The organism is Streptomyces triticisoli, assembly GCF_003270085.1.
GTDB classification, from domain to species: Bacteria; Actinomycetota; Actinomycetes; order Streptomycetales; family Streptomycetaceae; genus Streptomyces; species Streptomyces triticisoli.
Genome location: NZ_QFDQ01000041.1, coordinates 1 through 10741 on the forward strand (window position 1 = coordinate 1; position 10741 = coordinate 10741).

Below are 10741 nucleotides of genomic sequence, written 5' to 3' on the forward strand. Positions count from 1 at the left end.
CCGACCACCTGGCCGCCTGGCGCCTGGACCGCCACGGCAACCCGGTCGGCGACCCCCGCCGCTTCGACTACACCCTGACCGGCACCGCCCAGCACCGCGACGCCCAGGTGCGCCATGCCCTGATCCGCCTGCTGCACTGGGTGAAGCGGCACGGCCTGGCCCTGGCCATCGAGGACCTCGACTTCGCCGCGGAGAAGACCCGGGAGAAACACGGCCGCCGCAAGCGGTTCCGCAAGCTGCTCTCCGGCCTGCCCGTGGCCAGCCTGCGGGCCCGGCTGGTGTCGATGGCCGCCGAGCTGGGCGTAACCGTCCAGGCCCGACCGGGCGCCCCGGGGCGTGAGGGACCCCGCCCCCGCCTTCCCGGACCACGGACACGATCCGCCGGCGCCGGACGCGGAGCGAAAGCGGGCGACCAGTGTGCCCACAACCGTTCGGGGCACACGGCTGAGCACGAGCCCTGGCACCAGGACTCACTCCCGCTCAGCCTCTAGGAACGGTTCCTCACTCGCTCCTGGCGTGCAGCGCGTCGAGACGGGCCATCTCCTCGCCGGTGAGACGCAGCGCGCCCGCGGCCACGTTCTCCACCAGGTGGTCCGGGTTGCCGGTGCCGGGAATGGCCAGCACGTGCGGTCCCTGCTGCAGGGTCCAGGCGATCCGGACCTGGGCGGGCGTCGCGCCGTGGGCCCGTGCGACGGCCGTGACCTCCTCGTCGTCGTCATCACTCTTCGCGCCCTGTGAGCCGCCCTCGCCGGCGATCGCGAAGAACGGCACGAAGGCGATGCCCTCCTCGCCGCAGATGCGCAGCAGTTCGTCGGTCGCCGGGTCGTGGCAGTCGAGTCCGAAGCGGTTCTGCACGCACACCACCGGTGCGATGGCCCGGGCCTCGGTCAGGTGGCGCGGCTCGACGTCGGAGATGCCGAGGTGCCGGATCAGCCCCTCCTCGCGCAGCTCGGCGAGCGCGCCGAAGTGCTCGGCGATCGAGTCCTGCCGCATCCGGCGCAGGTTGACCACGTCGAGGTGGTCGCGGCCGAGCTGGCGCAGGTTCTCCTCGACGTGGCCGCGCAGGTCGTCGGGGCGCGCGGAGGTGCCCCACTCCCCCGAGTAGTTCCGGAAGGGGCCGACCTTGGTGGCGACGACCAGGTCCTCCGGGTACGGGGACAGCGCGCTGTTGATCAGCTCGTTGGCGGAGCGGCGCGCGGAGAAGTAGAAGGCCGCCGTGTCGATGTGGTTGACGCCGAGTTCGACGGCCTTGCGCAGTACGGCGATCGAGCGCGCCCGGTCGCTCGGTGTGCCGAGGTGGAAGGCGGCGCTGCCCGTCAGCCGCATCGCGCCCAGGCCGACGCGGTTGACGGTCAGGTCGCCGAGTGTGAAGGTGCCCGCGGCGTCCGCGGTGATCGTCTCGGAACTCATCGGCGGAGTCTTGCACACCCCGTGCGCCGCGGGCGGCTGTCCTTCATGGATAGGTGTAGGTGTTCAGGGAGTCGACGGCGTCCGCCGGGTTGCCCAGGTCGTAGCGGTCCACGGCGAGGAAGTTGGGCTTCTTGCGCGCGGCGGGCCCGCAGAACCGCTCGGCGCGGTCGGCGAGTTTGCCGTTGTCGGTCCGCGCCGTACCGGAGATCGTGGTGTCGCGGAAGTGGTTCATCACGAACAGCGGGCGGAAGCCGGGCTCGGTGCGGGTCAGTGGGATGTTGAGGTCGGCGCCGTACCAGCGGCTGTAGCAGGACCAGTCGGAGGAGCCCAGGCCGGACCCCATCGACCAGTGGTTCTCGACCGTCCACTCGCGCTGGTACATCACACCGAAGCTGTCCCGGGTCAGGCCCGCGGCCTCGTCGGCGGAGCGGCTGTGGTCGGTGAGGATCAGCAGCCGCTGGTTCGCCTCGATCAGATCGGCCATCCTCGGCCAGCCGTTCTGGCGCACGCCGGTCCGGTCGGGCCGGTAGAGGACGTCGGACAGGCCGTTGACGCGGGCGAGTTCACCGCGCAGGACGCCGGGGTCGACGTAGTCCTCGAGGAAGACGGCGACGAACTGATCGGGGTGCGCCTTGAGGAAGTCGACCATGCGCTGCAGGTCCACCCACAGCGCGACCGGCTTGCTGACCAGTGTGCAGCTGTTGTGGCAGAGGATCGCGCCGTCCCGGGTCTGGTGGATGTCCAGCATGAACCCGCGTACTCCGTCGGCGAGTTGCCGGTCGATGCCGCGGGTCTGGTTGGGCACGAGATTGACGAACGGCGGGGCGAAGCCGCCGTCGACCCCGTTGGCGTAGGCGTTGTGGGCGGTCAGGAAGGTGATCTGGTCGAGGGTGCGTTGGTCGGCCGGCGGCATGGGCCGGGTGGCCGGTCGCACCGGAGTGAGGTACCAGCGGGCGAGGTCGCCCGCGGAGCCGATGGCCAGCCGGGCCGGGTGGTTGGCGCCGGCCGGTCTGGCGGCGACGGTCAGGTGACGGTCGGTGCCGGGGGCCTTGAGGGTGTACCGGTCGTCTCCGGCCGGTGCGATCTCCCAGGCCGCGTCGGCGCTCGTGCAGGCGACGGTGCGCGCCTGGTCGCCGGAGCGGCCGAGGCAACTGCCCGCCGTGTCGGCGTTCTCCAGGACGTACGACGCTCCGCTCGCCCGGAGGTTCCACTGCTGGTGGTCCTCGTCGCCCTTGGGGTTGCGCTGTTCCACGGCGCCCCCGTAGGCGGCGGCGTTGAGGCCGGTCGTGGCGCTCTGGACGTAGTACGTCCCGCCGGGTGGAACGTCCGCCGCGGCGCCGGCGGAGGCGGGGGGTGCCACGACCGCGGCGGCCAGTGCCGCGGCCGTGGCGAGCAGGGCGTGGGGGGTGCGCATGGCGGTGTGCCCTTCGTCCGGACGTGGTCGTGACGCATGGCGGTGACGCGATGGCCGCGACCCGTCGTGCGGATAGTCAGGTGCATGACATCACGCAGCGCACCCGCACGTCAGCAGTACAGGTTGGCGCCCGGTGAAACCCCGAGGATCTGCGTGAACCTCTGGTACGCGTCGACGCGGCTCTGCACCTGGGCGGGGTTGCGGCCGTCGCACTCCAGGGAGCCGTTGATGCTGCGGATGGTCTGGCCGAAGCCCGCACCGCCGACCATGGCGTTGTGACCGGTCATGGAGCCGGGGCCGGACTGGGTGTTCCAATACCACAGGCCCGTCTTCCAGGCGACGGCGGCGTCGTTCTGCACCCGGTAGGGGTTGCCCAGCAGATCGATGCCGAGCGCGTCGCCCGCGGCCTTGTAGTTGAAGTTCCAGCTGAGCTGGATCGGACCGCGGCCGTAGTACGCCGCCTGGCCGGCCGGACAGCCGTACCACTGGCTCCAGTCGCAGTAGTGCGGGTAGTTGGCGGTGTTCTGCTCGACCACGTGCACCAGTCCGCCGGTCTCGTGGCTGACGTTGGCGAGGAACGCCGCGGCCTCCTGCTTCTTCACGGTGTCGCTGCCGGTGTTGGCGAAGCCGGGGTACGCGCCGAGGGCGGCGGTGAGCCCGTTGTAGGTGTAGAACGAGTTCCGGTTCGGGAACATCTGGTTGAACTGCGTCTCGCTCACGACGAATCCGGCGGCGGAGGCGGTGGGGGCCGACTGGAGCACCAGGGCGGCACCCGAGACGGCGAGCGAGGTCAGGACTGCGGCGATACGACGCCTCGACACAGGGTCAACTCCTTTGTGCGGCACGGCCGCACCCGTACGAGAGCAGGGCGGGGCCCGGCCTCGTGCGCACGCGCCGGTGGTACCGGCCACGGGGGTGGGGGCGGCCGTGGTGGGGGGTGTGGAGGCCCACTCAACCGCGTTTGGTCTGTACCAGTCAAGCGCAGAGACCGGTCAACCACCCGTGTTCGCACCGGGGTTGCTCGCCCGCCGACGGCCGGGCGTCAGTTTCCGGCCGGGTGCTGGAAGGGGCGTACCTCGACGGGCAGGCCGGTGGCCCGGGTCGCCTTGCGCCCCCACTCCAGGGCGGCGTCCGGATCGGGCGCCGTGATCAGGCAGAGCCCGCCCAGGTACTCCTTGCCCTCGGCCCAGGGCCCGTCCGTGATCAGCACGTCCTCCCCCTCGGGGCGCAGCACCCTGGCCGTCTCCGGGCCGTGCAGCCCGCCGGCGAAGACCCAGGCCCCGGCCTCGCGCAGCTCCTGGTGGAAGGCCTCGACCCTGGCCATGATCTCCGCGAGCACCTCGGCCGAGGGCGGGGTGCCCCCGCTGGGCTGGACCACGCTGAGCAGGTAGTACTCCATGACGTTCTCCTTGGCGCCGTGCCGTTGTCCCGCCTGCCTGCCCACCCTCCTGCACGAACGCGCCCCCGGACCGGCACCTCGCCCGACGGTGCCGGGAGAATCATTTCCATGACCGTCGCAACGCATCCCCTCGTCGCCCGTGCCCGCCTGCTCGCGGACGATCTGCTCGCCCCGGACGCCGAGCGCGTCGACCAGGAGGGCGTGCCCCTGAGCCATGTCGAGGCGGTGAAGCGGTCGGGCCTGCTGGGGGTGAGCGCGCCGGCGGAGTACGGCGGGGCGGCGGCGCCCGCCGCCGTGGCCCGGCGGACGGCGGAGATCCTGGCCGGGGCCTGCTGCTCGACCTGGTTCGTGACGACGCAGCACCACACGCCGGTGAAGCTGCTGGCGGCAGGCGGACTCCCCGTCCGTGAGCGGCTGTTGCGTCCGCTGGCGTCCGGAGAACTGCTCGCGGGGATCGCCTACGCGCACGTCCGCGCCTTCCCCCGGGTGCCCGTGCGTGCCGTGCCCGAGCGCGGCGGCTGGCGCTTCGAGGGCACCGTCCCCTGGTACACGGGGTGGGGGCTGAACGACGTGATGCTGCTGGCCGGGGTGACCGAGGCGGCCGAGGTGGTGTTCGCGTTCGCCGAGGCGCGCGAGCAGCCGGGTCTGCGCCCGTCGCCGCCCATGCGGCTGGCGGCGCTCACCGCCTCCCGCACGGTGTCGCTGCGCCTGGACGGCCTGTGGCTGCCCGGGGAAGCGGTCGTCCTGCACACCCCGCAGAAGGAGTTCGCCGTGGTCGACCGCCCCCGCAACACCAACGCCTCCCCGGCCGTCTTCGGCGTGGCCGACGCGGCGCTCGCCCTGCTGGACGGCGTCCCCGAGGCGGAGGGGACGGCGCGTTCCCTGCGCACCCGTCTGGACGAGACACGCGAGCGGGCGTACGCCCTGTGGGACCACCCGGTGCCGCACGAGCGCGTCGAGGAGCGGCTGGCGCTGAAGACCCGGTCGTACGACCTGATGCGTGCCGCGACGACCGCGGCGGTCGTGGCCGGGGGCGGCCGGTCCCTGGACCTGGGCAGCCGGGCCCAGCGGCTGTTCCGTGAGGGGATGTTCCTGCTGGTCCAGGGCCAGACGGCCGAGGTGCGCCGGGCCCACCTCGGTCATCTGGGCCACTGAGGCCCGGCTCGCGAACGGCACCCGCGCCGAGGGCGCGTGCGGTGTTCCGGTGGGCCGGCGGCGGCTTCCGGGGCCCTCGCGTCCTGACGGCGGTCGCAGCCGCTCAGTCCTCCTCGTCCGTGGGGACCACCACGAGGAAGTCGTCCGCCTTCAGGTCCATGACGACCGTGGCGGGCCGGCCCTCGGCCCTCAGGCGCGCCGCGTACTCCTCCGCCGGCCAGGACCCGCGCGGAGCTCCCGCGGGGAACCTCTCCAGCACCTTCGCATCCACCCGGCTGACACCTCCGTATGCGACCGTTCACCGCGTCCGGCACCGTGCGGTCCACACATTCCGGCTGCCCGCTGCGGGCGCGGCCATGCGGTGGGCGTCCGGTCGGCGCAAGGAGCGCGCCCGGTTCCGCCCCGGGTGAGGGACAGTGGTGCCTGGAGCGTCGAGAGGAAGGCACGGGGACGATGAACGCTGACGACCCGGGGGCGCGGCCGCTCGCTCTGGTCACGGGGGCGACGGGGTACATCGGCGGCCGGCTGGTGCCCGAACTGCTGACCGCCGGGTACCGGGTGCGCTGTCTGGCCCGCTCCCCCGGCAAGCTGCGCGACCATCCGTGGGCGGGCGAGGTCGAGGTGGTACGGGGCGACGTCATGGACTCGGCGTCGGTGGCCGAGGCGATGCGGGGCGTCGACGTGGCGTACTACCTGGTGCACGCCATCGGCACGGGCGGCGACTTCGAGGAGGCCGACCGCAGGGCCGCGCGTGTCTTCGGCGAGCGGGCCCGGGCGGCGGGCGTGCGACGCATCGTCTACCTGGGCGGGCTCACGCCCTGGGGCGTGCCCGAGCGGGACCTCTCGCCGCATCTGCGCTCGCGCGCCGAGGTCGGCCGCATCCTGCTGGACTCCGGGGTGCCCACCACCGTTCTGCGGGCCGCCGTCATCCTCGGATCGGGTTCGGCGTCCTTCGAGATGCTGCGCTACCTCACCGAGCGCCTGCCGGTGATGGTCACCCCCCGCTGGGTGCGGACCCGGATCCAGCCGATCGCCGTACGGGACGTGCTGCGCATCCTCGTCGGCAGCGCGCGGATGCCGGACGGCGTCAGCCGCGCCTTCGACATCGGCGGGCCGGACATCCTCACCTACCGGGAGATGATGGTGCGGTACGCGGCGGTCGCGGGCCTGCCGCCCCGGGTGATCGTGCCCGTCCCGGTCCTCACGCCCCGGCTGTCCAGTGTCTGGGTCGGTCTGGTCACGCCCGTACCGGCGTCCATCGCCCGGCCGCTCACCGAGTCGCTGCGCCACGAGGTCGTCTGCCGTGAGCACGACATCACCCGGTACGTGCCCGACCCGCCCGGGCACCCGGTCGGCTTCGACGAGGCGGTGCGGCTGGCCCTGCAGCGCGTCCGCGACGCCCAGGTCACCACGCGCTGGTCGTCCGCCTCGGTGCCCGGGGCGCCCAGTGATCCGCTGCCCACCGATCCGGACTGGGCGGGCGGCAGCCTCTACACCGACCACCGGGAACGGACGGTGGCGGCCCCGCCCGAGGCCCTGTGGCGGGTGATCGAGGGCATCGGCGGCGACAACGGCTGGTACTCCTTCCCGCTCGCCTGGGCGCTGCGCGGCTGGCTGGACCGGCTGGCCGGCGGGGTCGGGCTGCGCCGCGGACGCCGGGACGCGCAGCGGCTGCGGGTGGGTGACTCGCTGGACTTCTGGCGGGTCGAGGAGATCGAGCCGGGGCGGCTGCTGCGGCTGCGGGCGGAGATGCGGCTGCCGGGCCTGGCCTGGCTGGAGATGTGCGCCGGCACGGACGCCGAGGGCCGCACCCGCTACCGCCAGCGTGCCCTGTTCCATCCGCACGGGCTGCTCGGCCACGCCTACTGGTGGGCCGTCTCGCCCTTCCACGCCGTCGTGTTCGGCGGCATGGCCCGCAACATCGCGCAGGCCGCGGCCAGGTCCGCGCAGCCGGAAGGAGACGACCACGGCCGGCGTCTCGCACGGCAGAGGTGATGTCGCCACCCACCCCGTTGTCTCGGGCGTGCGGGCACGCCGCGCCCGCACGCCCGGTGGTCGTGATGCGGCGGTGGAGCGCCGGCAGCCGCCCGGACGCCGGTGCGGCGGCCAACGACGTCGTGATCGGCGGCCCGGCACCAGCCACGGCTCCTGCGGGAGCGGACCGCCGGTCTCGATGAGGGACTTGAGGTGGGACAGCACGGCGGGCCGGCCGTCCGGGACGTCGGCGGGATCTCCCTCGGCGAGGTCCTCGTGAGTGACGGTCAGGCGGACGTCGTCGCCGTGCGGCCGGATGTCGGGGGTGACCCTGGGGTGCCGGTCCGGGCGGTCCTCGTCCCCGGGTGCGGCCCAGGTGGTCACGAGCCGGGCCGGGCGTTCGGCCACCACGACCTTCCCGACCACGTCCGCGATGCCGGAACCGTCCGTGCGGGCGTGTTTCCGGCGGGAGCCCGGCCGCCGGTCGGACACGTTGCCGTGCCCCAGGGGGCGACGGTCGGGTCGGCGTCCGTGAGGGCGTCCCACACCGCCTCGGGTGTGCTCCCGACGTACGTGACGTACACATGGTCCGGCTTGCCGGTCATGGTGTGCCTCCGGTTTCAGCGGGCATCAGACAACGGCGCGGGGACTGCGACGCAGAGGGGCGAAGATGGAGATCAGCGGCATCATCAGTGCCATCGTCATCGGCATCATCATCGGTGTTCTGGGACGGCTCGTCGTCCCGGGCCGCCAGCGCATCGGCGTTCTCTGGACGATCCTCATCGGCATCGTGGCCGCGCTGATCGGCGCGGCGATCGCCTCCGCGCTCGGCGTCGCCGACACCAAGGGCGTCGACTGGATCGAGTGGCTCATCCAGATCGCCCTGGCGGCGCTCGGCGTCGCCGCACTGGACCGGGCGAAGGCGGGCAACCGCTGAGCCGCCACCTGCGCCCGCCACCGGCGGCGGGCGCGCGCAGGGCCCCTACGGCTCGTGGACGTACGGCGTCGTGGTGGTCAGTGGGGTGAAGCCGAGGCGTTCGAGGATGGGGCGGCTCAGGCTGGAGGCGTCGACCTGGAGGTAGCGGTAGCCGTGGTCGGCGGCGAGGCGGGCACGGTGGGCGACGAGGGCGCGGTAGAGGCCCCGGCCGCGCCAGCCCGCCACGGTGCCGCCGCCCCACAGGCCCGCGAAGCCCGTGCCGGGTACCGGTTCCATACGGGCCGCGCTCACCGGAACGCCACCGGCGAGGGCCATGACGGCAACGACCGTGTCCGGGTCGGCGGCGAGCCGGGCGAGGAGGCGGTGGCGCAGGGCGGAGCCGTCCGTGCCGAACGCCTTCTCGTGCACGCCGACCAGCAGGTCGACGTCTGCCGCGTCGGTGACCTCACGAAGGTGTACGCCCGTGGGCGGTTCGGCGTCGAGGTCCAAAGCGGCGGCCTCGGCGACCATCAGCGTCTCCTCGGGCCCGGGCGTGAAGCCGGCTGCCCGGAGCCGTCGGCCGAGGTCCGCCGGCCGGTCGTGCCCATACAGCTTCCACTCGAAGCCGTGCCCCAACACGCCGAAGAACGCCACCTGTTCGGCGATCATCGCGTCCGCTCCCGCGGCGTCCGGGTCCGACCACAGCACGCCGTTCCAGTCCCTCGGGGAGCCGACCTGGCGCACCACGCCTCCCACTCGCTCCACGCGCGTGCCGGGACCGTCGGGACGGGCGCCTTCGCGCAGGTCCCGGTCGTAGAGGGCGAGTACCGCGGTGTGATCCACACGCCCACTCCAGCAGACCGCGCGGGCACGGGGCAACGGGATTACGGGTGCGGCCCACCGGTCAGGGGGTCCGGTGGGCCTTCCGCCGTGGTGGCGTCCGAGGCGTCAGCGCGTCGCGCCGGGCCGGTGGCGTCGGTACAGGGCGGCCCCGCCGAGCAGCAGCGCCGCGCTCGCGGCGACCATCGGCACGGTCTGGTCCGCGCCGGTGTGGGCCAGCGTCTCCTGCGTCCGCGGCTCGGGCGCGGGGTGTGTCACGGGCCTCGGCATCGGGTGCGGCACGGCCCGTGCGGGCGGCTCGGGCGCCTCGGGCACGGGCTCGCCGATCTCCTCCAGCGAGCCGTTCGTGGAGGAGTTGCCGACGGCCGGGTTTCCGATGCCCCCCACGTTCACACTGTTGCCGCTGACGTTCACCGGGGCGTGCACCGGCAGTTGGATCTCGTTGCCGGAGAGCACACCGGATGAATCCTTTCCGCTCGCGTGTGCCACCGCTCCGCCGCTTTCGTGCCCCTCTGCCGTGCGGGCCTTCTTGTGCTTCACCGCCTCGTCGGCCGACGACGCCCGGTCCCTCCCTGCGGACACGTTGGCGCAGTGGTTGTCCGCCGCGGGGTTGAGGAGCCCCACCACGTTCACCGTGTTCCCGCACACGTTCACCGGAGCGTGCACCGGCACCTGAATGGTGTTGCCGGAGATCGCACCGTGCGAGCCTGCCGCGGCACCCTCCGCCACGGCGCCGCCGTCCGCCGCGAAGGCGGCGGACACCGGGGCGGTCATCGCCATCGCGCCGGAGGCGGCGGCGAGGGCGATCACACTGTTCCGGGTAACCCGTTTCATCGGTTCCCTGCCTTCCAGACATGGTCGCGGGCGCTCGCCCGCACCGGGTAAAACGCTGGTGGAGGATCCGGGTTATGGCTTGGCGGCCTTTCACCCCATCGAGGGGTCCGGTTATCGAACGCGGTGCAGTGCCTCGTACGACCGGCGGCGGGGCCCGGGTACGGCACCGAGCGGGGCACTCGCCGACAGGCGCCGCCCACGGGTGCCGCTTATCGTGGGCGAGGGCGCTGTCGCCGATCCGCAGCCGAGCCTTGCTGGAGGCGCCGATGCCGGCCAAACCGTCCGTACGGCGCGCGGCCCGGCGCCTCGCGTGCGTCGGGGCCGCCACGCTGACGCTGCTCGGCGCGGGGCTGCCCGCGGCGGCCGACGACGGCGGGCAGCCCGGCCTGGGCCGGTTCCACGGCCAGAAGGTGACGTGGTCGGCGTGCGAGGCGGGCGCCCCCGAGGACCTGGAGTGCGGGAAGGTCACCGTCCCCCTCGACTACGCGCACCCGGGCGCGGGCACGCTCGACCTGGCCCTGGCACGCTACCGGGCCACCGGGCCCTCACGCGGCTCGGTGCTGCTGAACTTCGGTGGTCCCGGCGTCGCCGGCGTCTCCAAACTGGCCGTCGACGGCAAGCGGTTCATGGACCTGACCAACGGCTACGACGTGGTCTCCTTCGACCCGCGGGGCGTCGGCAGGTCCTCCCCGGTCGGCTGCGGCCTGGGCACGGACGACACCAGCGCGCGGGCGGTCGGCGCGGCCGGCGACCTCGGCGACCCGCGGATCGCGCACGAGCGGCTCGCGGCGTGGCGGCG

Annotated in this window: 10 protein-coding genes and 3 pseudogenes; 5 read left to right on the forward strand and 8 right to left on the reverse strand. The window is 73.5% G+C overall.

All coding sequences use genetic code 11. From position 1 onward, the window contains the following. Positions 1–491, forward strand: a pseudogene (locus DEP02_RS07945) (IS200/IS605 family accessory protein TnpB-related protein); the annotation flags it as partial. Between the two features lie 10 nt (positions 492–501). On the opposite strand, the gene DEP02_RS07950 reads toward DEP02_RS07945, so the two are convergent. The 4 genes from DEP02_RS07950 to DEP02_RS07965 all read right to left on the reverse strand — a co-directional run bounded on the left by DEP02_RS07950 (position 502) and on the right by DEP02_RS07965 (position 4223). Further along, positions 502–1410, reverse strand: a complete 909-nt coding sequence (locus tag DEP02_RS07950) for an aldo/keto reductase (protein ID WP_198668339.1) — start codon at positions 1408–1410, stop codon at positions 502–504. A 43-nt stretch (positions 1411–1453) separates the two neighbouring features. Beyond that, positions 1454–2824, reverse strand: coding sequence for a phosphoinositide-specific phospholipase C-related protein (locus tag DEP02_RS07955; protein ID WP_112466647.1), 1371 nt, complete (start codon positions 2822–2824; stop codon positions 1454–1456). A gap of 110 nt (positions 2825–2934) precedes the next feature. After that, positions 2935–3645: a chitinase gene (locus DEP02_RS07960; protein WP_112466648.1), complete on the reverse strand. Its 711-nt coding sequence runs from the start codon at positions 3643–3645 to the stop codon at positions 2935–2937. Between the two features lie 221 nt (positions 3646–3866). Further along, positions 3867–4223, reverse strand: a complete 357-nt coding sequence (locus DEP02_RS07965; protein WP_112466654.1) for a YciI family protein — start codon at positions 4221–4223, stop codon at positions 3867–3869. Positions 4224–4331: 108 nt separating this feature from the next. On the opposite strand from DEP02_RS07965, the gene DEP02_RS07970 reads away from it, so the two are divergent. After that, positions 4332–5378 carry an acyl-CoA dehydrogenase family protein gene (locus DEP02_RS07970; protein ID WP_112466649.1) on the forward strand — a complete coding sequence of 349 codons (1047 nt, stop codon included), beginning with the start codon at positions 4332–4334 and terminating at the stop codon, positions 5376–5378. A gap of 103 nt (positions 5379–5481) precedes the next feature. Here DEP02_RS07970 and DEP02_RS33885 read toward each other — a convergent pair whose 3' ends face one another. Continuing rightward, complete coding sequence (locus DEP02_RS33885; RefSeq protein WP_198668340.1) at positions 5482–5649, reverse strand: DUF8839 family protein; 168 nt, start codon at positions 5647–5649, stop codon at positions 5482–5484. 182 nt (positions 5650–5831) lie between these two features. Between DEP02_RS33885 and DEP02_RS07975 the strand changes: the two genes are divergently transcribed. Next, a complete protein-coding gene (locus DEP02_RS07975) occupies positions 5832–7373 on the forward strand; it encodes an SDR family oxidoreductase (protein WP_112466650.1) in 1542 nt (513 codons plus the stop codon). Between the two features lie 234 nt (positions 7374–7607). Here DEP02_RS07975 and DEP02_RS35450 read toward each other — a convergent pair. After that, positions 7608–7898, reverse strand: a pseudogene (locus DEP02_RS35450) (SRPBCC domain-containing protein); the annotation flags it as partial. A 124-nt stretch (positions 7899–8022) separates the two neighbouring features. Between DEP02_RS35450 and DEP02_RS07985 the strand changes: the two are divergent. Next, positions 8023–8289 carry a GlsB/YeaQ/YmgE family stress response membrane protein gene (locus DEP02_RS07985; RefSeq protein WP_112466651.1) on the forward strand — a complete coding sequence of 89 codons (267 nt, stop codon included), beginning with the start codon at positions 8023–8025 and terminating at the stop codon, positions 8287–8289. 45 nt (positions 8290–8334) lie between these two features. On the opposite strand, the gene DEP02_RS07990 is transcribed toward DEP02_RS07985, so the two are convergent. Then, a complete protein-coding gene (locus DEP02_RS07990; protein ID WP_112466652.1) occupies positions 8335–9111 on the reverse strand; it encodes a GNAT family N-acetyltransferase in 777 nt (258 codons plus the stop codon). A gap of 105 nt (positions 9112–9216) precedes the next feature. Then, positions 9217–9918, reverse strand: coding sequence for a chaplin (locus tag DEP02_RS07995; RefSeq protein WP_232839007.1), 702 nt, complete (start codon positions 9916–9918; stop codon positions 9217–9219). Positions 9919–10208: 290 nt separating this feature from the next. Between DEP02_RS07995 and DEP02_RS08000 the strand changes: the two are divergent. Continuing rightward, a pseudogene (locus DEP02_RS08000) lies at positions 10209–10741 on the forward strand (alpha/beta hydrolase); the annotation flags it as partial.